Origin of the sequence: Streptococcus sp. KHUD_016, assembly GCF_051106465.1 — a bacterium.
Classification (GTDB): Bacteria; Bacillota; Bacilli; order Lactobacillales; family Streptococcaceae; genus Streptococcus.
Genome location: NZ_CP193663.1, coordinates 1,625,089 through 1,647,730 on the forward strand (window position 1 = coordinate 1,625,089; position 22,642 = coordinate 1,647,730).

At 42.0% G+C, this 22,642-nt stretch carries 18 protein-coding genes; 3 read left to right on the forward strand and 15 right to left on the reverse strand.

Annotated features, from left to right (window positions below):
- Positions 1-67: 67 nt before the first annotated feature.
- Positions 68-4,699 carry an antigen I/II family LPXTG-anchored adhesin gene (locus tag ACORHV_RS07790; RefSeq protein ID WP_434398033.1) on the reverse strand — a complete coding sequence of 1,544 codons (4,632 nt, stop codon included), beginning with the start codon at positions 4,697-4,699 and terminating at the stop codon, positions 68-70.
- 164 nt (positions 4,700-4,863) lie between these two features.
- The gene (locus ACORHV_RS07795) at positions 4,864-6,063 is read right to left on the reverse strand and encodes a phosphoglycerate kinase (protein WP_001096776.1); all 1,200 of its coding nucleotides are present in this window, start codon (positions 6,061-6,063) and stop codon (positions 4,864-4,866) included.
- 353 nt (positions 6,064-6,416) lie between these two features.
- Here ACORHV_RS07795 and ACORHV_RS07800 point away from each other — a divergent pair, with 353 nt between their 5' ends.
- A complete protein-coding gene (locus ACORHV_RS07800; RefSeq protein WP_000764442.1) occupies positions 6,417-7,343 on the forward strand; it encodes a helix-turn-helix transcriptional regulator in 927 nt (308 codons plus the stop codon).
- A gap of 84 nt (positions 7,344-7,427) precedes the next feature.
- Positions 7,428-7,796, forward strand: coding sequence for a hypothetical protein (locus tag ACORHV_RS07805; RefSeq protein ID WP_002879744.1), 369 nt, complete (start codon positions 7,428-7,430; stop codon positions 7,794-7,796).
- Between the two features lie 118 nt (positions 7,797-7,914).
- On the opposite strand, the gene ACORHV_RS07810 is transcribed toward ACORHV_RS07805, so the two are convergent.
- Entirely contained in the window at positions 7,915-12,639 is a 4,725-nt protein-coding gene (locus ACORHV_RS07810) for an endo-beta-N-acetylglucosaminidase (RefSeq protein ID WP_434398036.1), read from the reverse strand.
- Between the two features lie 332 nt (positions 12,640-12,971).
- On the opposite strand from ACORHV_RS07810, the gene ACORHV_RS07815 reads away from it, so the two are divergent.
- A complete protein-coding gene (locus tag ACORHV_RS07815) occupies positions 12,972-14,603 on the forward strand; it encodes a Na/Pi cotransporter family protein (protein WP_434398038.1) in 1,632 nt (543 codons plus the stop codon).
- Between the two features lie 96 nt (positions 14,604-14,699).
- On the opposite strand, the gene ACORHV_RS07820 is transcribed toward ACORHV_RS07815, so the two are convergent.
- The 12 genes from ACORHV_RS07820 to ACORHV_RS07875 form a co-directional block, all read right to left on the reverse strand.
- Positions 14,700-14,996: a bacteriocin immunity protein gene (locus ACORHV_RS07820; protein ID WP_000840146.1), complete on the reverse strand. Its 297-nt coding sequence runs from the start codon at positions 14,994-14,996 to the stop codon at positions 14,700-14,702.
- Positions 14,997-15,016: 20 nt separating this feature from the next.
- Entirely contained in the window at positions 15,017-16,081 is a 1,065-nt protein-coding gene (pepA, locus tag ACORHV_RS07825; protein ID WP_434398041.1) for a glutamyl aminopeptidase, read from the reverse strand.
- Positions 16,082-16,182: 101 nt separating this feature from the next.
- Positions 16,183-16,434, reverse strand: coding sequence for a membrane protein insertion efficiency factor YidD (gene yidD / locus ACORHV_RS07830; RefSeq protein WP_084944034.1), 252 nt, complete (start codon positions 16,432-16,434; stop codon positions 16,183-16,185).
- Positions 16,434-17,156 (reverse strand): pseudouridine synthase, encoded by a 723-nt coding sequence (locus ACORHV_RS07835; protein WP_001222230.1) that lies wholly within the window; start codon positions 17,154-17,156, stop codon positions 16,434-16,436. The genes yidD and ACORHV_RS07835 overlap by 1 nt, the downstream gene beginning before the upstream one ends.
- On the reverse strand, positions 17,143-17,712 hold the full coding sequence (gene scpB / locus ACORHV_RS07840) for an SMC-Scp complex subunit ScpB (RefSeq protein WP_000105285.1): 570 nt from the start codon (positions 17,710-17,712) through the stop codon (positions 17,143-17,145). Before scpB ends, ACORHV_RS07835 begins: the two co-directional genes overlap by 14 nt.
- 18 nt (positions 17,713-17,730) lie before the next feature.
- Positions 17,731-18,459, reverse strand: coding sequence for a segregation/condensation protein A (locus tag ACORHV_RS07845; protein WP_042902022.1), 729 nt, complete (start codon positions 18,457-18,459; stop codon positions 17,731-17,733).
- Positions 18,459-19,193, reverse strand: coding sequence for a site-specific tyrosine recombinase XerD (xerD, locus tag ACORHV_RS07850; protein WP_282644648.1), 735 nt, complete (start codon positions 19,191-19,193; stop codon positions 18,459-18,461). The genes ACORHV_RS07845 and xerD overlap by 1 nt, the downstream gene beginning before the upstream one ends.
- The gene (gene cbpB / locus ACORHV_RS07855) at positions 19,190-19,651 is read right to left on the reverse strand and encodes a cyclic-di-AMP-binding protein CbpB (protein WP_000560697.1); all 462 of its coding nucleotides are present in this window, start codon (positions 19,649-19,651) and stop codon (positions 19,190-19,192) included. Before cbpB ends, xerD begins: the two co-directional genes overlap by 4 nt.
- Positions 19,648-20,169: a metallophosphoesterase gene (locus tag ACORHV_RS07860; protein ID WP_049477820.1), complete on the reverse strand. Its 522-nt coding sequence runs from the start codon at positions 20,167-20,169 to the stop codon at positions 19,648-19,650. The genes cbpB and ACORHV_RS07860 overlap by 4 nt, the downstream gene beginning before the upstream one ends.
- Positions 20,145-21,155 carry a nucleoside-triphosphate diphosphatase gene (locus ACORHV_RS07865; RefSeq protein ID WP_434398046.1) on the reverse strand — a complete coding sequence of 337 codons (1,011 nt, stop codon included), beginning with the start codon at positions 21,153-21,155 and terminating at the stop codon, positions 20,145-20,147. The genes ACORHV_RS07860 and ACORHV_RS07865 overlap by 25 nt, the downstream gene beginning before the upstream one ends.
- Positions 21,113-21,907, reverse strand: a complete 795-nt coding sequence (gene racE / locus ACORHV_RS07870) for a glutamate racemase (protein ID WP_434398048.1) — start codon at positions 21,905-21,907, stop codon at positions 21,113-21,115. Before racE ends, ACORHV_RS07865 begins: the two co-directional genes overlap by 43 nt.
- 205 nt (positions 21,908-22,112) lie before the next feature.
- Positions 22,113-22,358, reverse strand: coding sequence for a YneF family protein (locus ACORHV_RS07875; RefSeq protein WP_000364980.1), 246 nt, complete (start codon positions 22,356-22,358; stop codon positions 22,113-22,115).
- Between the last annotated feature and the right edge of the window lie 284 nt (positions 22,359-22,642).

Consider the following 22,642-nt stretch of genomic DNA (forward strand, 5'->3'; position numbering starts at 1 on the left):
CACTACAGTTGACAACGAGCCAAAAAAGAGGAAACAGAGTTCCTCTTTTCTATTTAACTTTTAGAGCTTACTTGCTTTCATCTTCTTTCCGTTTCAACTGACCAAGTCCTAAAACTCCTACTAAAGCTGCTAGACCAAGATATGGCATGTAGCTTGAATCATTTGTACCTGTTTGAGGTAGAGTAGGATTCCCTTTCGGATTTGGAGTAGGAGTTGTTGGCTCCTCTGGTTTCTTAGGTTCTGGCGTTGTCGTGCGAACTGTATTTGAAGCATAAGCAACTTTGTTCACAGTATTTACATAGGTATTTTCAAAGGTTCCGACAGCAATTCGTTTCATTTGAATATAAGTCTCAGCCTGGAATGGAGAATCCAACTGAATCTCTTGAAGGAATTCTTCCTTGAAGCGAATTGTAATCATTCCCTTATCTTGATTATGTTCAACCTGTGTTTCAGCTGTTAAGTCTGTCCCTGCCTTAATAACACGACCGTCTTTCAATCGGATATCAACCTTGGCAAGAACTTTATAGTTTCCAGTGTATTGATCACCTTTTTGGTCATAATCATCTACAAAACTATAGTCATTCAAGTCCTCAGAATGATTTTGTGGAATCAAACCACCGATTAAACGATAATTGAAGAACTGGTTCAACGGAATTGTTTGGCCATCAATATTGTCACTGCTTGGATCCATACTGATTGTCACATCTTTTTTCGGTGTGATTTTCGGTACGTTGTTGACAACTACTTCTGTAGCATAGCCATTTCCAAAATCAATTTGGTAGGCTTTGTTTTCATACTTACCACCCGTTTGACCAAATTCAGGTTTAACTGTCATCGGATCTGTGATTAGCAATGATTTTCCTGCTGCTACATAGTTCTTGTAGAATTCAGCTGGATTATCAGCTGAGAAGAGTTGGAAAGCACCTTTAACAGTGATGTTTGCTTTCTTCAACAGATCTTGAACCTTCTTAGGCGCAGCTTCTAAACTATCAAATTGTTGAACACTGACACCTGGTACAAGATTGCCCTCTAGATCACGAATCTTAACCAATTCTGGTTGAAGGGTTAAGGCTTCTTCTGGATAATCATCCACATAGTAGAAACCATTTTGAATCGCTTCTTTAGAAGATTTATCTCCCTTGTATTGGTCCAAATCCCATGTGAGTTCATAGTAGTTCGTTGAACCAGCTAGAACTTCTTTGCCATCAATATTCACACCTTGCTTGTTCTTGTTAACTTTCAAAGGCTTGATGTAGTTGTTATTTGGATTGTCAGGATCATTTGGTTTACCTGGAGTCGTTACACGAACAATGTTTGACTTGACACCGTAGGCGTCGTTGACTGTCAATGTAAAGTTATTCGTATAAGTCGCCCCATCATTCAAGACACGACCAACAACAGTTGGATATAGAGTCTCAAAGGACTTTGTCAAATCTGCATTGAAAGCAGCCAAGGTCTCCTCAGTAGCCTTAAAGGTTACAGTGTGACTAGCTTTATCATAGCTTGTTTCAAAACCTTTGCTTGCAGCCTTGGTTGTTTCCAAATCAAACTGATAGCCAGTTGGAAGTGGATCTACCAATACAAACGAAGTTGTTTTTGGACGACCAGCTGTCAACGCTTCTGTTTTCAACTCAAACTTCACTACAGACTGCTTAGCAACGAGAGTACGATCGATATCTACTCCATCCTCATTTTTAATTTCTTTATTAATCTGAGGTTGTGCAAATAGACGATTGTAATGGAAGTGAACTGTTGGCACCGCTGGTGGTGTTGGCAACTGCTTAGGAGTTGGTGCTAGTGGCGGAGTTGGCAATGGATCATAGTTTGGCTCTTCTGGTTTTGATGGCTCTGGTTGATCTGGAGTCTTAACCGGTGGAGTTGGCTCATTTTCGTAGTTTGGCTCTACTGGAGCTGGTTCCAATGGCTTCTCTGTCTCATAAGTTGGCTCTTCTGGTTTTGATGGCTCTGGTTGATCTGGAGTCTTAACTGGAGGTGTTGGCTCATTTTCGTAGTTTGGCGCTACTGGAGCTGGTTCCAATGGTTTTTCTGTCTCATATGTTGGCTCTTCCGGTTTTGACGGCTCCGGTTGATCCGGAGTTTTAACTGGTGGAGTTGGCTCATTTTCATATGTTGGTACTACTGGTGCTGTCTCCAATGGTTTTTCCACTTCATAAGTAGGAGCTTGTGGTTCAGTTGGCGCTACTGGTGGAGTTGGTTTTTCCTTAGTTATTTTCGGAACGTTAACCGCACGAATTTTACCATTAAGTGAGTACCAAATGTTTGGTCTTTTACCTGTATCAACCGCCATAACTGGATCAGAAGGAACTACTAAAGTAGCTGAAATGGCACCGACAGTAACACGGTTAGTTGAACCAGACATGCTAATTGCTCCTGCACCATACCAAGAGTTTGGAGCATCTGATGAATCCCAACCTGAACCAGGTTGACCATTTGGATACATAGTCCAACGAGATCCACCTTGGTCTTTTTTAAAGTTCAAGGTTTCAGTAGCATAAATCTTTCCGTCTTTTTCTCCAACAGATGAACCGGAAATTTTAATAAAGTTACCAGTGTAATCCTTGGCCATCTCAATAGAATTATTTTCTCTATTTAGAGATGCTACTGAAAGAAGGGCATTGTCAAAATTAATTGGTTGGTCATTTTCATCATAGAAGGTAAATTCATTTTTAATGAAAATTGAAGTACCTTTTTCAACATCACCAGTGTAAGCAGAAGCAAAGGCTCCCAAAGTTGGGTCACTAAAGATTCCCAACCAAACTTTTCCACTAGGATTTTGGAATTTTGAAGACGGATCTACAGTATATTTGTAAACAATCTTGGAAATCTTTTTACCGTTGTAGTAGGAATTTTGAAGGTTGGTATAAGTCGCAGTTACGCTTTGCCCACGTTCTAGAAGAACAGAGCCCCATTTAACTTCTGTTTTATTCCCTACATTGGTCGTCCAGTCCGATTTAGTTCCAATATTACCATACAATTCCACTGAAGAAGTAGTGGCACCGTTCTCCAAGTTCTTGACATTGAGGTTGTCTAACTGAAGATTCTTCTTACCATATTGGTCTGTATCCTTCTTGAAGGCTTCATCAACAGCTGCTGCTGTAAGAAGTTTTCCTTCTGTTTTGAGGTCCAGTTGAGCTTTTGGTTCTAAATCATAAACCAAGCTCTGAGCAGATGGCTTAGACAAGTAACCATCTTGATCTTTATTTTTTTCAAGTTCTACCAATGCAGCCTTAATTTTTGCCTGCTCTTCATTGTACTCTTTGAGTTTCCGTGGATACTCATCTACATCTTTCTTATACTTGGCAAGATCAGTTTCATATTTCGCAACTTTAGCTTCGTATTCAGCTTTTGCGGCGGCATTACGTTGCTTGATTTCTTCATTTTCAGCTTGGAGTGCCGCATTTTTTGCCTTATTGTCTTCAACAGCCTTTTCATAGGCTGCTTTTGCATCGGCATTAGCTTTTTGAACGCGAGCTAATTCCGTCTGGTATTCGGCTAGCTTAGCTTGGTAGTCTGCTTCATTGGTAGCATTTGCTCGCTTAACTGCCGCCAAATCTGCTTCGTATTTCTTCACCGCTGCGTCATAAGTCGATTTTGCAGTGGCGTTACGTTGCTTAATCGCCTCATTTTCAGCTTGAATGGCTGTATTTTTAGCTGTGTTTTCTTCAACAGCTTTTTCATAGGCTGCTTTAGCTTCCGCATTAGCTTTTTGTACTCGAGCTAATTCTGTCTGGTAAGCTGCTAATTTTGCTTGATAATCAGCATCATTATCCTCTTTAGCTTTCTTAATAGCTGCAAGGTCTGCTTCATACTGCTTCATCGCTGCTTCATAAGTTGCTTTTGCAGTTTCATTACGCTGTTTAATGGCTTCATTTTCAGCTTTAAGCGCTTCGTTTTTCGCAGTATTTTCTTTTACCGCCTTATCATAGGCTTCTTTAGCTTCAGCATTTGCTTTTTGTACTCGAGCTAATTCTGTCTGGTAAGCTGAAAGTTTATTTTGATAATCCTGTTGACTATCTTCATTTGCTTTTTTGACAGTTGCTAAATCTTTTTGATATTGTGCTAGCTTAGCCTCATATTCTGCTTTAGCTGTTGCATTAGCAGTGTTGATTTTTTCAACTTCTTCTTGATGACTTTTTAGATCTTTTTGATACTTGTCATCCGCTGCTTTGTTTTCAGCATTGACTTTATCTGTTTCAGCCTGATGAGCTGCGACTTCTTTTTTATATGCTTCAGTTGTTGTCTTTACTTCTTCAGCCTGTTTAGCATAGTCGCTTTTAATCTCATCTTGTTTTTGAGCATTCTCTGTAGCAGTTGTGGCTGTTCCTTTGTCTTTTGTTTCATCTTGAACTACCTTAACTCCTGCAGATTTTGCATCGGCAACTGTTTTATCCAAATCAGCTGATGATACTTCTACTGGCAAAGCTGAGTCTTTGGAACCAGCCTTAGCTTGGCTTTCTTTGGCAACTTGGCTCATTTCACCCTGAGCTTCAGGTAGATTTGTGGCTGGGTTCCCTGTAGTAGCTACCTCAACCGTACTTGTACTAGTTGTCTCTGTAACTTCATCAGCAAATACTGCTTTGTCTACAAAAGCAATCAAAGCAGTTCCTAAAACAGCACCACACAAAGTTTTCGCAACTTTGCTTTTACGAAATCCATAGACTTCTTTTTTATTTTTCATTATAAGTCATTTCCTTATCTAAATTTAGTCGTTACTTCTTATATTAACACTTTACAAGGCAGGATGCAAATATTTACTCTTTTTTTATTTATAGAAAAATTCCACCTATTTATAAATTAAATTAAAAAGAAGATGGTCACACCATCTTCCTTTAGTTAAACTATTTATTTTTCAGTCAAAGCTGCAAGTCCTGGCAATACTTTACCTTCAAGGAGTTCCATTGATGCTCCACCACCAGTAGAGATCCATGAGAACTTGTCTGCACGGCCAAGGTTGATGGCTGCAGCAGCTGAGTCACCACCACCGATGATTGATTTAACACCAGGTTGTTTCACGATAGCGTCCATGACACCGATTGTACCAGCTTGGAAGTCAGGGTTTTCAAATACACCCATAGGTCCGTTCCATACAACTGTTTTGGCACCAGTCAAAGCTTCGTCAAATTTAGCGATAGATTTTGGACCGATATCCAAACCAAGGAAACCTGGGTCTACTGCTTCACCTTCAGTGTCTTTCACTTCAGTGTAGTCAGCAAATGCGTTTGCTTCTTTTGAGTCAACTGGCAAGATCAATTTGCCGTTTGCTTTTTCAAGAAGAGCTTTCGCAACATCCAATTTGTCTTCTTCTACAAGTGAGTTACCGATTTCGATACCTTGAGCTTTGTAGAATGTGTAAGTCATCCCACCACCGATAAGCACTTTATCAGCTTTTTCAAGCAAGTTTTCGATAACACCAATCTTGTCTGAAACTTTTGAACCACCAAGAATCGCTACGAATGGACGTTCTGGAGCTTCAACTGCTTCTTGGATGTAAGCAATCTCGTTTTCAAGAAGGAATCCAGCAACTGCTTTTTCAACGTTTGCTGAGATACCAACGTTAGATGCGTGTGCACGGTGAGCTGTACCAAATGCATCGTTTACGAAGATACCGTCTCCAAGTGATGCCCAGTATTTACCAAGCTCAGGGTCATTTTTAGATTCTTTCTTGCCGTCAACATCTTCGAAACGAGTGTTTTCAACCAAGAGAACTTGTCCATCTTCAAGAGCGTTAACAGCGGCTTCCAATTCAGCACCACGTGTAACACCTGGGATAAATTTAACTTCTTGTCCCAATTTAGTAGCCAAGTCAGCAGCTACAGGAGCAAGTGATTTACCTTCTTTGTCTGCTTCTTCTTTTACACGTCCAAGGTGAGAGAAGAGGATTGCACGTCCACCTTGTTCAAGGATGTACTTGATAGTTGGAAGAGCTGCAGTGATACGGTTGTCATTGGTAATCACGCCATCTTTAACAGGTACGTTGAAGTCAACACGAACGAGAACTTTTTTCCCTTTCAAGTCAACGTCTTTAACAGTCAATTTTGCCATTAGATATGACTCCTTCTTTTTTTATACGTGTTAATTATATCACAAAATCAGCAAAAGAGATAGAAAAACCCTAAACTTTTCTTGTTCATTCTTCTATTTATTAACCTAAAAACCTAGGATTTCAGTAAGGGAAATAGAAATTTTCACATAATTCGGTTGGAATAATTTAGGAAAATTTCTTGATTGATCTGCCTAATTACTTCTATACCATTCTTTTTCTAACATTTTAATCCTTAATATTCCAAACTCTACAGTCCTTCTTTTTGAATTGCTAGGTTTCTTATTATACAATATAACTAAAATAGTTTCTTTAGTTTGTGCTATTTGAGATTAAAAGAAGGGGAATTGCTACCATGAAATTAGAAAGACTAATCTATATTTTACTGTCTCTTTTAAATAAGAAGAGAATAACAGCTAAAGAGATTGCAGAGAGATTTGAAATATCTACTCGAACTGTATATAGGGACATGGATACACTCAGTTTAGCGGGGATCCCAATCTATTCGGAACGTGGAGATAAGGGAGGTTTCTATATACCGAGCGACTATAAGATAGACAGAAACTTTTTCACTGAGGAGGAGAGACAGTTTATCATTAATATGAGCCAAAATGTTAGTAAAATCGTTGGCCATTCAAGTCTTGACAGTATCGAACACAAGCTGTCTTCTCAAGAAATTACAAGAGCAAACAGTCCTTTTTACTTTGATCTCAGTTCCTGGACTCTTAATACAAATTATTTACTAGACATTGAGGAAGCGATACAATCTAAACAGATGATTTCTTTTTCTTACTATTCGAAAAAACAAGAGAAAAGTCAGCGAACAATTATCCCATACAGATTGATCTATAAACTGAATGCTTGGTATGTTATCGGTTACTGCTTAGAAAAATTAGATTTTCGTATTTTTAAATTAACTCGAATTCGAGAACTAGAACCAGTGGAGATAAAAGATAAATCATTCGATTATCCACGTTTATCTCAAGAAATGTTAGAGCTTTTTTTAAATCCCCCAAAACATAAAGTGGAGGGGCAAAGAGAAGAAATCGAACTAGTTTTTACAAGATTTGCACTTCCAAAAATCTACGATCACTTCACGGAAGAAGAAATCAGAGTCGAGGACGAAATAATAAAAGTTCAGGCATTTAGAGCTTTAACTCCTTCATTTTTTGATTTACTATTAAGTTTTGGTTATCAAGTAAAGGTCGTATCCCCAAGTCACTTACAAAATCTACTGGTCAGTACTCTCAAAAAAAATCTTCAGCAATATGACAACCTGTAGTCATATTTCCTTTTGTATACTCTTAAGTGGGCAAAATATTTCGTGATATTCATCATAGCCCAATTATTTTACAGGAGGTTCCAAATGGATACAAAAACACTTGCAGAAAGCTATTTTACGGCAGTAAATGAGGGAGGCTGGGAAGATTTCGTAGCTGAAAACTTTGATTATGGCATGTGCGATAGTATAGAAATTCGACAAGGACGTGATGTTTATTTGCAAGGCGCAGGCCAATTCTATGCTTTAAGCCAGCATCTTGAAGTGAAGCAATTACTTGTTGATGGTCGAGCAGTCTCAGCTTTAAATCGATACCGTCTACATTCTCCTCAAGGAAAAGAACTTGAACTGGATGTCGCAGAATTTCTGAAATTCGATGAATTTGATAAATTAGTTGCATCCAATATTTATTTCGACACCTATCGTTTCCAAAAATTTATCCAAGGAATTGAATAACAAAAATCTAGCTTCAAATTTACTCTTCAATTTCAAAACTAAAAACAAGGTCTAACTAATCTACAGTCAAACCTTGTTTTTTTATTTTTATGAGAAAATCCAAGATTCGTAAATCTGATTAGTCTTCTCTCCTCTTTTTAGAGAGCAAGCCGTAGCCACTCATTACTCCGAGAAGTCCCAGCGCTACTAGACTAGCATCTCTTGTCGCTCCCGTATTTGGCAGCTCTTTACTTACTTCTTCAACTTTTGCTGGTGTTGCTGAAAGAGCTTGATCCCTTGTTTGTGAGACTTGATCCTCTTTCGTTCCTACTTCAACAATTTCTGGAAGAGCTTCCTTGAGAACCTCAGTAGAATGAAGGGTGCGTTTGCCCTGAGCATCAACTTCTACAAAGCGACGAACTTGACCTTCAACTCCTGCTTGAACTAGCTGGCGTTGTCCTTTGAGAAGGGCTGCATTTGGTCGTTCCTGACGTTCGAAGGAAACTGTCCCCTCTTCAATTTCCAGTTTCGGAGTTTCTAGAACTAAATCTTTCACACCTTCAGCTGGTTGGTTGCTTGATAGAACTTTTGTACCAACTTCGGTAATTTCTGGGATTGCTTCCTTGACTACCTCAGTCGAACGAAGAGTGCGTTTGCCTTGGCTATCTACTTCTACAAAGCGACGGACTTGACCTTCAACTCCAGCTTGCACAATACGGCGTTGTCCTTTGAGAAGTTCGGAGTTTGGTCGCTCCTGACGTTCAAAGGCTGTTGTTTCAGTTTCAATAACTAGTTCAGGGAGGGCCTCAACCGTTGGAGCCACTTCATTTGGATCCATACTTCCAACATGGTGACTTTCTTCTGCAGGAGCTAGTTTCTTATTTAGCTTTTCTTTCATTTCCGCAAACGCTTGAGGAGTTGGCATCTCTGAAGCCAACAAAGTTTCTGCTTGGGCAATCAACTCAGCTTGAGAATCTTTTTCACGAAGGGATTCGAGCAAACCTTCCAATTCTTCTCTAGCAGTCTGATAACGTTGATTTCCATCTAGGTCTGTCCCTGCTTGTTTCAACTCATTCAAAGCCCGGTTGACTTCTTCTTGACTAGCATTGTGGTTTTCTGCTACAGCTTTCGCTGCATTGAGCTTCTCTACTAGTGCTGCTTGTTTGTCCTCACTTGAGAAGGTATAGGCAAGGGTTGACTGGCGACCTTGGGCAGCAGTGATTTCTTGTTTGAGGTATTCATCGTTGACAGCTGCTTTTGGAGAAACCAAGACATCAAACTCAGCTGTGTGTCCCTTGTAATGCAAGGTCAAGGTCTGACGACCAGTCTTTTGAGCATCGTAGCCCGTAATTTCAACACCTTGATCTGTGAAGGCATGACTTTCTTCTGTCTCATTATCATAGAGAACGCCGAAGCGCCCTTCTGCAAGATCCAGTTGCTCTCCTACTAGATAGTCCGTTTTCGGTTTCTGAGCAATGTACAGACCTGCTACTTCCTTTGGTTTTCCTTCATCTTGACCAGTCACTTGTACCTTCAAATCACCGCTTACTGGAAGTCCAAGATAGCTAACTGTGAGCTTTTGTTCCCCTTTTTGATGAGCGTCGTAGCCAGATACTGTCACACCTGAGTGAGTAAGGTTAATCAGCTCATCAGCTTGTCCCCCTTCGTACTGAACACGGAGGGTTCCGCCTCTGAGGTCAAGTTTTTCTCCCTCTTTGTAAACTGTCTTCTTAGGCCCTTTTTCAAGGCTAACTGCAGCAATTTTTCTTTCATCCTGCGGAATCGCTACTGCCAATGTGTTACTGATTTCTTTACCAGGTAGTTGGGTACGATAGTAGAGGAGAGTTGGTTGCTTGTCAAAGCCCAATGGTGCTGTTGCCAAGTCGCCTCCAGTTTCAGACTTCAAGGTTGCAATCGGTGTTTGTGAATCTGCCTTGTCGTAAACGGTGATAGTTGCACCCGCTGGAACATCAGAGAAGCCTAGTTGAACTTGATGGTTTCCAAGTGAACGGGCAGCTACCTTAGTCATTGGAATATTTTGACTTTCTGTATCTAGTGTTTCGTACATCTTCCAGTTGTAGATACGAATGGCTTTCCAAGGTGTTCCGTTATCTGAAGTGATAACTTTTAGGCGCCAGTCTTGAGCTGTGATTGGTTTGTCAAGAGTGATATCCGTAACGTGCGCTCTATTGCCACGGACTTCCTTAGCTAACTTCCATTCACCATCTGCATCTTTATAATAAAGGTCAAAATCTTTGGTGTTCATCAAACCGTCGTTTACGGATTCTCCACCAGCTCCTGCATGATCCATGACCCATCTAACAACGGTACGTGGCTTGGTCAAGCGAATATCCACACTACCGCTCAATTGTCCTGAAGACCACTTGTCTGACAGACTTGTAATCGTACCGTTCAACATACCTTCAATACCTTCTCCACCTTCAGTATTTGGGAAAGTGCTACCAATAACCTTTGCACCTGGAACGATATTTTCAGCTAAAGGTCTTGGAAGAGTCGTATCCTGAACTGTCATCCCCCAGTTAAAGGATGCCGTCGCAGCTTCGGAACGAAGGCCATTTTTACCAACTGCAACGACTTTCAGTTCCTGAGTCGTACCAGTCGCATTAGCAGAACGGCTAACTTTTGGCAAGTAGATGGTTGAAGCAGATGATCCTGTCAACAAACGCCAGTTATCTCCATCTTTTTCGTAGACTTCATAGAAATCTGCATCTTGGTTACCCGCAAACTGGACCACTGCTTCAGCTTCTTGGGCATTTTTAAGAGATTGTTTCACCACAGATAGCCCCGTCGGTGCCTGTGGTGCTTGGTGATTATCCGAAATTGTCAATTGACCTAGGTTAAACTGATAATCTTTTACAGCTCCTTCATGCTCAAAGAAGAGTTTGACTGCATAGATTGTTTTACCTGCTAGTGAGCTAAGGTCAAATTCTTCATTCTTCCAGTTATCAGAAAGTGTTAGTTCTTTCCATGCGGCTGCATCCTCAAATTTGTAGTCTGGTGTTGTAGAGAAGGCCATATAAACTTTAGAGCCTTTTCCTCCCTTGTGGGCAACCCGAAGTTTGGTGTTTTCAGTTACTTCTAGTTTGGTAGAATACAAATTCACATCCTGGTCCGTCTTACCAGCTACATCACCTGAGAATTTAAGGGAGTTACCTCCATTATAGGCATCTGTAAAGTCATATTCTGCACGAAGTTTTTCCCCCGTTGAAGTCTGCCACCAGCGCCATGTTGGCAAGACACCTGAAACCGAACGGTAGTTCCACTCAGAATCCTTAGAAACTTTACCGTCTACAAACCACTTTCTACCATGGCCTGTATTAAAAGAGGTCGTGAAGGTTCGGCCAACTGCTGGTGTGCGGTCAGCAACTAAATTGGCAATCCCATACCACTCTTTGTCAGCTGGTTTTTGAGCCGTTGGATCTCCTTGGTAGCCTGTGAAGAAGATATCTTCGTTCTTGTGGTAGTCTTCGCCTGTTTTTCCTAGACTGGTAATCGTATCTGGTGCAAAAAGTCCAAGTGACAAACGCAACTTGCCTTTTTCATCCAAGAGGGCATCCCAGTTGACTTTGGTCTTATAAGAGCCGCCTTGTTGCAATTCCAATCCTGCAAAGACATCATATTGACTACGTTCCAGCCATTTTGCCATCTCTACAGAGTGGTCATTCTTTTCCTTGTTCCAGTTGAAATTGGCAAAGAATTGATCTGCAGGGACCTTGTCACCTTCTTTTTGCATGAACTGGTAGTTGTAATCACCTAGACCATCTTCGTGGTAACGACCGTATTTGTAGGTCATGGCATCGTACCAAGCATACTTGATTGGATGGTTGACCTTAGCTGCATATTCCTTTGTATAGAGCATGAATTGGCGCATTTTTTCACCAAGAGGTGCTACCAATTCCCCCGTTGTTTCTTGGTTAATGAAGTAACCATCAAATCCATAGTACTTAGCGAGATCAACGAGTTTGCGTGCAATTGGGAAGGTGCCATCTTCATCTTGTTTCAAAGCGGCAGCAAATTTTTCTTGGTCGGCAATGCTGTTTGACCAGTTGAAGAAAAGTGTTCCATAAACGGGAACTCCGTTGCGGTGACCGGCATCAATGACATCTGGAGTTGGAACTAGGCCTTCCCAGAAGACCATTGAATCCAAGTATTGCCAGTAGTCAAAAGCATAGGCCTTGAATTCTTCTCCACCAACAGAAGCATGGTCTTTAGCTTTCGAGTTGGTATTTGCTAGCGCCTGAACTTTAGCTCTTCTGCTTGCTTTTTCATTAACCAACTGGCCTCTATGGCGCTTGGCGAGTTCAACTGAGGAACGGTTGATGGAATCATCCTCACGCGCACCCGGTTCCCATTTCAACAAATCTTCCCATGTATCAAATTTGATTTCTTTTGGTCGGAGACTCTTTTCTTCATTTTTAGGAACGTCTGCTAGAGTCGGTTTGTCGGCTTTCTTCTCAGCTACTTGAGGAGCTTCCGCCGGTTTGACTTCTTCTTTTTCAGTTGGTTGAGCAGGTTTTTCAGCATTATCTGCCGGAGCGGGTTTTGCCTCTTCTTTTTCATTAACCAGATCCGTTATTGCTGGAGTGTTTTCTGAAATTGGTTGCTCAGCTACTTTGTTCTCTGTTTCCTCTAATTGTTTTTCAAGGGCTGCAGTATCTGGATTAGCTGTTTCACTAGCGCTTGTAGCTTGGGCGCTCGTATTTGCAGCTGTTTCAGGGACTGCGACTTGTTCAGCAAGAGCTGGGCTTGCAAATAGAGCTGAACCAATCATCAAGGAACAAGCCCCGATTGACAGCTTACGAATACTGTAACGGCAACGTTTTTCAAAAAATAGATCTTTCATCTTATCCTCCTAATAAAATATAAAGTAAGCGCTTTACTTTTTGGTAAAAAGTAACTGTTCTCAGTGCACACCACCAGAACAGGATTATCTTCATTTTATCCTATATGAAAGCGATGTCAATCTATTTAACATAAAAACTATAACTAGGATAAAAATCAGTAAAATTTGGACACAATCCTATAAATCATCTATCTCAAAGGAAATCTATCTCTCATTTTAAAAGAAAGTTCTTGTTTCTCATGAAAACTTCAGCTAAACACTTGTGAGATTTACTTTTATCCTTTAAAATAGAATAGGAGAAATTCCGTTATTATTTTTCGGAGGAAAAAGAAATGTCCATTAATTGGCAGGAAATTTTATTTCACTTTTTAGGTGGTCTGGGACTATTTTTATATAGTATCAAGACCATGGGAGACGGTTTGCAACAAGCTGCTGGAGATCGCCTTCGTTTTTACATTGACAAATATACCAGCAATCCCTTCTTCGGTGTGCTGGTTGGTATCGGTATGACGGCGCTGATTCAATCAAGTTCTGGTGTTACAGTCATTACAGTGGGACTTGTCAGTGCAGGACTTTTGACCTTGCGTCAGGCTATCGGTATTGTCATGGGTGCCAATATTGGAACCACCGTTACATCCTTTATCATCGGTTTTAAGCTAGGAGATTACGCCTTACCTATGCTCTTTATCGGAGCAGTTTGTCTCTTCTTCACCAAGAATCGCTCCATCAATAACATTGGACGGATTATCTTTGGTGTAGGAGGTATCTTCTTCGCTCTCAATCTTATGAGCGGTGCAATGGAACCCCTAAAAGACCTGCAAGTCTTTAGAGACTACATGGTTGAACTAAGTAAGAGTCCTATTCTAGGTGTCTTTGTCGGAACTGGACTGACCCTACTCATTCAGGCTTCATCCGCAACTATCGGTATCTTACAGAACCTGTACGCAAGTGGTTTGATTGACCTACAAGGTGCCCTACCGGTCTTGTTTGGTGATAATATCGGAACGACCATTACAGCCATCATTGCTTCTCTTGGAGCCAATATCGCTGCCAAACGTGTTGCCGGTGCCCATGTCGCCTTTAACGTAATTGGTACGGTTATCTGTATTGTCTTCCTTGTACCTTTCACGGGCTTGATTCAATGGTTTGAATCGGCGCTCAATCTAGCTCCAGAAATGACCATTGCCTTTGCTCACGGAACCTTTAATATTACAAATACCATTATCCAGTTCCCATTCATCGGTGCCTTGGCTTACATTGTGACCAAGCTCATTCCTGGTGAAGATGAAGTTGTCAAATACGAAGCTCTCTACTTGGATGAACAACTCATCAAACAGGCTCCTTCTATCGCTCTAGGAAATGCAAAAAAAGAACTGCTTCACTTGGGGAACTATGCTGCAAAAGCTTTTGACCTTTCCTACGACTACATCGTCAATCTAGATGAAAAACTAGCGGAGAAAGGCCACAAGACTGAAGAAGCTATTAACACAATTGACGAAAAACTCACTCGTTACCTGATTAGCCTTTCAAGCGAATCCTTGAGCCAAAAGGAAAGTGAAATCCTAACCAACATCCTTGACTCGTCTCGTGATTTGGAACGGATTGGAGACCACGCAGAAGGGTTAATCAACCTAACAGACTATCTCCAACGCAAGAATGTTCAGTTCTCTGAGGCAGCTTTGAAAGAGCTAGCTGAGATTTATCAAGCAACAACTGCATTTATCAAGGATGCCCTTGATAGTGTGGAAAACAATGATATTGAAAAAGCTCAGAGTCTGATTGAACGTCATAAAGAAATCAACAATATGGAACGCGTTCTCAGAAAGACCCACATCAAACGCCTTAACAAGGGTGAGTGTTCTACACAAGCTGGAGTCAACTTTATCGACATCATTTCCCACTACACTCGTGTGTCTGACCATGCTATGAACCTAGCCGAAAAGGTCATTGCTGAACAAATCTAATAACCTAAAAGCTATCCTGAATGGGATGGCTTTTTTCGTCTCCTAATTAAGAATTTCTTTTGAAACATATAAAAAATACTTTGATTCACAATGGAATCAAAGCATTTTAAAGAGTTCTCCAAACATGATAGCAGAAACTGCAGTGCCCCTATACTTGGCTTCTTCTCTTTTGATAAAGCGCGCCAAGTTGATCAACTCAGGTGCTGGGTGTTTGGGATTGATGAGCAATTCACGGGTGACCAGTCCTGAAAGTCGGACTGCTAGTAATTGCTCATTTGTAGTGGGTAGTTTTTTAGCAGTCTCTAGGAGAGCAGCAACTAAATCTTCACTCAAGCCCTGACGAGCATGGTTGTAGAGATCTCTTATAAGGCTTTCTAGGTTTGGTTCTGCCATCCCGACCACCTCCCTTATGCTTAATAATGTTTAATCAAATCAACCGTTGAACGATCCAATTTTTTCACCAAGGCTTGCAAGAAAGCTTGAGCTTCTAGGAAGTCATCCATCGCGTAGAGAGTTTGGTGAGAATGGATATAACGAGCGCAGACACCGATAGTTGTAGATGGAACACCTCCATTTTTCAGGTGAGCTGCTCCAGCATCCGTTCCGCCTTTTCCACAGTAGTATTGATACTTGATACCAGCTTCTTCAGCCGTTGTCAAAAGGAAATCCTTCATACCTGGGAGAAGCAAGTGACCTGGATCGTAGAAGCGAATCAAGGTTCCGTCCCCAATCTTACCTTGGCCACCATAAACATCACCAGCAGGTGAACAGTCAACTGCCAGAAAGACTTCTGGGTCAAACTTAGTTGTGGAAGTATGAGCCCCACGGAGACCAACCTCTTCTTGGACGTTAGAGCCAAGATAGAGTTCATTTCCGAGTTTTTGACCTGATAAAGCTTCAGCTAGCTCGCTTACCATGAGGACACCGTAGCGATTGTCCCAAGCTTTTGAGATGATATTTTTTTCATTGGCTGTCAAGATAGCGGAACTATCAGGGACAATGGTGTCACCTGGACGGATGCCAAAACTTTCTGCTTCAGCCTTATCCGCAAACCCACCATCAAAAATGATATCAGAGATAGCTGGCATGGTTGGGCCACCTGTTCCACGTGTCAAATGTGGCGGAACAGAACCTGAAATCACAGGAATTTCACGACCATCACGAGTAAAGAGTTTAAAGCGTTGGCTGCTGACTACCATTGGATTCCAACCACCGATTTCAACGACACGGAAGGTCCCATCTGGCTTAATCTCGCTGACCATAAAACCAACTTCATCCATATGAGAAGCGACCAAAACACGGGGTGCATCGGCAGCTTCTGAATGTTTGATACCAAAAATACCACCCAAGCCATCTGTCACCACTTCGTCCACATGCGGTGTCAACTTTTCACGAAGATAGGTACGGACAGGTGCCTCATGACCTGAGATTGCAGGGATTTCTGTTACTTCTTTGATTTTTGAAAATAATGTTGTCATATCAGTTCCTTCTTTCTGTCCTCCATTTTACCACTTTTTATAGGAGAAGGATAGTGGAAATCTTAATCTTCCAACTTCCTTTCTAGAGTAAACAAAAAGAATCAGGCTGATTCTTTTTGTTTATGATTCCGTTTGAGTGAAAAGTGGTCTGGCACAGGATCCTTTCCTATTGGCGACCAGGGATGACAACGCAAAATCCGAGCCAAGCCCATCAGAACACCCTTGAAGCCATGTTTTTCAATAGCCTGAATCATGTAGTTGGAACAAGTAGGCTCAAAGCGACAAGAGGGTGGAAAGGCTGGCGAGATAAAGCGTTGGTAAAAGCGTACTGGCGCTATTAAGATTCGTTTCATTATTTCTTGGTTACAGCCATGGTGTGTAGTTGGCTGATTTCTTTTTTATTAAGGCGACGGGATTCTCCTGGACGAAGACCAGTCAAGTCCAGGTGACCGAAACGTGTCCGAGACAACTTATCCACTTGAAGACCGACGGCTTCAAACATCTTTTTAACCTGATGATTACGTCCTTCATGGATTGTCAACTGTACTACTGAGCGATTTTTGACTGGATCCACTTTGAGGATTTCATAAACAGCTGGCTTGGTTTTCTTGCCATCAATCTCAAGACCACGAGTCAAGGGGCGGAGATTTTCCTTATTGGCTACGCCTTTAACACGCGCAACATAAACCTTGTCAATCTCATTACGGGGGTGAATCATCTCATCCGTAAAATCACCATCATTGGTCAAAATCAAGACACCTGATGTATCCCAGTCCAAACGTCCAACTGGGTAAATGCGTTCTTTGACATTGGGCAAGAGATCCACAACAGTCTTGCGGCCCTTGTCATCTGTCACACTGGAAATGACACCGCGTGGTTTGTTAAGCAGATAATAAACCTTTTCTTCGTTGTAGATTGGTTGACCTTCCACTTCGACCTTGTCGCCTGACTTGATGGTTGTTGCGAGTTCACGTACCACTTGGCCGTTGACGGTCACCAAGCCTTGCTTGATCAACTCTTCTGCTTTTCTCCTACTGGCCACACCTGCGTGGGCAATATACTTATTGATTCTCATCTTCTTCTATCCTTTCACCAAATAATTGGCTTTCTTGGGCTTGAATCTCAAGCTCATCAATCACTGGCAGTTCTTCCAAATGGTTAATCCCCATGTAATCTAGGAAATAATCCGTAGTCACATAGAGATTGGGGCGGCCCAACACTTCTTTTTTCCCATCTTCTCTTATCAATTCAAAAGCCTGCAACTTTGCCAAGGCTCCACTCGAGTTAACCCCACGAATAGCATCAATCTCAATTCGGGTAATCGGTTGCTTGTAGGCAATGATGGACAAGGTCTCAAGAGCAGCCCGAGACAAGCTCTGGTTGATGGGTGCCTTGGAGTATTCCTTCAAAATCGCTGCAAATTGAGGCTTGGTGACCAATCTGTATGCACCACCTGTCTCGATCAGGGACAAGCTCGAATCTTGGTCTTTTTCATACTTCTGGGCTAATTTTTCTAAACTCTGTTGGATGCCTGTCGGTGGCAGAGAGAGGAGTTCAGCCAACTGACGGACTCGAATCCCATCTTCACCTGCTACAAACAAGAGCGCTTCTATTTCTGCTAAAGTACTCATCTTTCCTCTCTATCAAGTCTAGCTTTGTGCCTCTTGACTTTCTTCCTTCTTTTCCATGAGATAGATATCTCCAAAACTCTCCTCTTGCATGAGAATCAGTTCCTGGGTTTTGATTAACTCTAGGGTTGCCAAAAAGAGGGTAATAACCTCTTGAACATTCTGGGCTTCCTTGAACAAATCCTGCAAACGCAACTGGTCTCGTCCAGACAAGGACTCTTTTACGATGACCATCATGTCCTCAATCTTATACTCATCCCGCAAAATGGTCGTGTGATTCTGTGCGAACTCCTCTTTTTTCTTGGCTAGGATATTTGAAAAAGCCAAAAAGAGGTCAATGGTCGTCTTATCATGTACAAGCTCTGCATCTTCGTAAATCAACTCTGTCGGCGCTTTGGAATAGTACTGAGCCCGATCTTGGTGCTTAGCCTCCAAGTGCTCGCCCAGGAGTTTGAACTTGCGGTATTCTTCGATTTGGGAGAGAAGGTCCTGCTCCAGGTCATCTTCCAAGTCTGTCACTTCTGCTACCTTTGGCAAGAGCTTGCGGCTCTTGATCAGCATGAGCTGACTGGCCATAACCATATACTCGCCCGTTACTTCCAGACGCATGGCCTGCAGAGTTGAGACATAGGCTAGATACTGTTCGATAACTTCTGTAATGGGCACATCGTAGATATCCATCTGGTACTTAGAAACCAAGTGCAAGAGTAAGTCCAGTGGCCCTTCAAAATCTTTTAATTTAATATCCATTATCTATATTTTTCTAAGGTCAGGACTGTTTTTAATCCTAATTTTTTTGCAATTTCGTACAAATCGACCTTGTTTTCTATCTGTCTTAGAATGAACTGTTCCCGTAGGGCTTGGGCTGATAGTTCTGGGAAACCTTTCTCCTTGACAAAGGACTCCAGCTGACGAAAGGCCCACTGACGAGAATAGGCTTTCCCTCCCCTTTCAAAGAGATAGGTCTGCCCCATTAAGGGTTCTAGCTCTGGAATCAAGGTCGTAGGTATGGTGACAATCCTCTGTTGGGAAGCCTTGCTGATTCTCAACACTTGAAAATCCAGATTGATATCTGCAACCTTGAGGGCTAAAATCTCACTTGGCAAGAGCCCTATTTCCAAGATAAGAAGCGCCAGCAAGCGTCCTTCTGGATAATTACTTTCCTGCCAAAAAGAGTCTAGATCTAGAATCTCTGGCTTTTCAGTCTTCTTTTCAGCTTGTTTGGCTAATTCCAGACGGTAAAAACTGTCCACTTCTCCTTTTCGATAGAGAAAGTAGAGAAATTGGTTGCAGGCCGAAAGTTTTCGCTTCTGGGCGCTAATTTTTAGATTGGCTAGCTGGCCTTGGTAAATCTTAAGACTGGTCTCAGAAATCCGCTCACCCACAATGTCTAAAAATTGCTCCAGATCATACTTATAGGACTGCTTGGAATTGGCAGACAAGCCCTGTTTTTCCTCTAAAAAGTCTGAAATCCTATCTCTCATTTGCATCGAATCTCATATTCCTTACTAAAGTCATGCAAAAGGGCATTGACAGCCTTGAGGATGGACTTGCGCGTGATGATTCCTTGGAAAATTCCTTCACCATCTACCACTGGCAAGAAGGGTTCATCCACCAGTTTATGGAGGACCTCTGTGATGTTATAGTCTGGAGCGACGACTGCCACATCTGTCTTGGTCATATTGACGATGTCTGTCGTTGCCATCTGCTCATCCGTCAAACCTTGCTCCATTTGATAAGCCAAAATGTCCCTCAGACCAATGGTTCCAACAAAGCGTTTGTCAAAGGTCACAACTGGGATACGGGTATAGGTGATTTGGCTCAGCACCAAAATTGCATGGTCAGCGTTATGGGTATCAATCAAGGCTGCTAGATTCTCAGCAGGGGTAAGAAAAGTCTCTTCCTGCTCCAATAAAAATGCTTCAAATTCCTTGGCAATCATCGAGCAAACTCCTTGGACAAGCCTGGATAAACCTCATGGTCACGTGTCAAAAAGTCTACTTTAAAATAGCTGTCATCAATCTCCACTCGAGCATAGAGACATTCTCTGATAGTCCCTCGTGGTTGGCTGATGGAGCCTGGATTTAAAAAGAGTGTTTTGCCTTCCATCCAAGCATTTGGCACATGCAAGTGACCATAGAGACAGATATCGGCATCTTCTTCCTGAGCCCAGTAGTCCAACTTTTGAAAGTTGAAATTGATGTCAAACAAGTGTCCATGCGTCTGGGTGATCTTGGTTGGACCAAGTTGAGTCACCAAACGCTCTGGGTAGCCAGCATAAAAGTCCATATTTCCTTTGACGACATGGATGCCTTCCCAGAGCGGAGAGTCTGGACGGAGTTCTGAGTCACCATCGTGAAAAATGGCATCAACTTTCCCCAGATAGCGATCACGGATTTCTTCCACAATCAAGCTATCTCCGTGGGAGTCACTCATTACAATGATGGTTTGCTTTGCCATGATGGAAATACCTCCAAAAGTTTCTTAACGGCTAAGGCACGGTGAGATTGACTATTTTTTTCTTCAAGGGTTAATTCAGCTGCTGACTTGCCTGTCTCTCCCACAAGGAAAAGGGGATCATAGCCAAAACCATTTTCACCCTTGGGTTCAAAATTGATATAACCTGGCCAGTCAGCTTCAACCACCAAGCTTTCCTTGTTTGGACTAGCTACAACTAGGGTCGTATGGAACTGAGCCGAACGGTCCTTGAGATCAAAGACCATGGCCAATTCGTGCAAGAGTTTGGCATTGTTTTCTCGGTCAGTAGCTCCCACACCTGCAAAACGGGCTGACCAGACTCCTGGCAAACCGCCGAGGACATCGACTTTGAGACCTGAGTCATCTGCTAGCACCATCTTGCCTGTTAATTGGGAAATGGTTTCTGCTTTGAGGCGGGCATTTTCTTCAAAGGTCATACCTGTTTCAGCTACTTCAGGCAAATCTGGATAGTCATTGAGATTTTCCACATCGTAGCCTAACTTGTCAAAGATAGCTCGGAATTCCTTGGTCTTTCCTTCGTTACGAGTCGCAATGAGCAGAGTTTCTCTGACCTTGCTAGTTTCAAAGAAGGTTTCCACTTCAACTCCTTCTTTAGGCAATTCGACATGCAAAAGCTGTCCATTTTCAATCAAGAGCAGGGCACCCTGACGTTGGATGACTTCTAGATTGCGGCCTGCTTCAGCATTTAAAATCTCAACGATAAAGGAGAGCAGACGGAAGTTAGAAGACCAGCGCATCACCGTTATCGTAATCGGAAAGCCATTTTCCTCGTCACGAAAAATCCGCGCTAAATCCATAAAATCAAGCTCGAGAGAATCTTTGATAAGGCTATAGATGCCTCCATAGACATCCCAGACACCGACATACCAGTCCTGGTCATCCTTGTATTCATAAATTTTATTTGTCATAATGTTACATGCTCCACATGAATCTCTTTTTTCAGCCATTCTTCCCCAATCTGGGCAAAACTTTGGCTACTGGCTGTTGTGTAAAAACGATGTTGAAGAGGCCCCGCATCTCGGCTACGATTGATTTCAAAATAGTTCAGTAAAACCGAGATATCCCGTACACACTCTGCCCCACTATCGATGAGTTTTACATCTGGTCCCATGACATTTTGGATGATGGGGCGAAGGAGCGGGTAATGGGTACAACCCAGAATCAAGCTATCCACCTTGCCGACCAAGGGACGCAGGGTTTCATAAACCACTTTCTTGGTTACACTAGTTGATAAGGCACCAGATTCAACCAAGGGGGCAAACTTGGGACAGGCCAAACTTTCCACCTGTAAGTCTGGATCCAAATCATGGATTTTCTGACGGTAGATGTCTGATTGTACCGTCATGGGAGTTCCAATCACCCCGATTTTCCCACCTTGACTGGACTTGATAGCTGCCGAAGCTCCTGGCAAAATCACACCTAGAACGGGAATGTCTAGTTTGGCCTTGATTTCTTCCCAGACGACCGCAGTCGCAGTATTACAAGCAATGACAATCATCTTGACATCCTTGGTCAAGAGAAAGTTGACCAACTGCCAAGTATATTCACGAATTTGCTCAGCAGGGCGGGGACCATAGGGTGCCCGTGCCGAATCTCCAATATAGACGATTTCTTCATGGGGAAGCTGGCGCATGAGCTCACGAACAACAGTCAAGCCCCCGACACCCGAATCCAAAAAACCAATTGGTCGATTATCCATACAGTCTTCTTTCTAGTCTTTTTTCTGATTGATAGTTCATCATGATTCCTTGTCCTGAACGATCGGATAGACAGCTTGATAAAATGTCAACTTCCTCTCTCTTAATCATAATCAAATATCAATAGAATGCAAGGAAAAAGTCTTATCATTGAGAACTATTGAACATAGTGAGAAGTCTGGAACTTTCATCCCAGACTTTTCCTATTTATTTCTTTTTATTGTTAGCAAGGGCTGCTTTTTGTTGGCGGATGATTTGGTGGTAAACTTGTTGTACCTTGGCTTCGCTTGGTTTTTGACCATTTGCGCTCAAGAGAGCACGAACTGCCTCAGCATTCAAACGTGGGTTGTCCGCAAATTCTTTTTCAATTTGCTTACGAACCAAGTACATACCTCCAAGAGCTCCTCCTAGAAAAGCTAGCACAATCAAGATAATTGCTAAAAGTAAATCCATTCTTTTTCTCCTGTTTCTTTTTGAGTCTTCTATATTATACCATAAAGTGACTTTCCTGACTAGTTTGTTTTACGCTTTCAAGAGGGGGTTAAGCCAATTCTAAGCTAGTCTTACAATCAGATTGAACTATGAAATTACGAATAATTCCACCCTTTCCTCTCTTTCTTCTACTATTTTAAGAAAAAACAACAGCAAATATGTATCTTGCTAAAAAGCTCTTGACAAATGCTAAACGACCATTAGAATGGGAAGTGAGGAGATAAATAGAAACAAATTAAACGGGA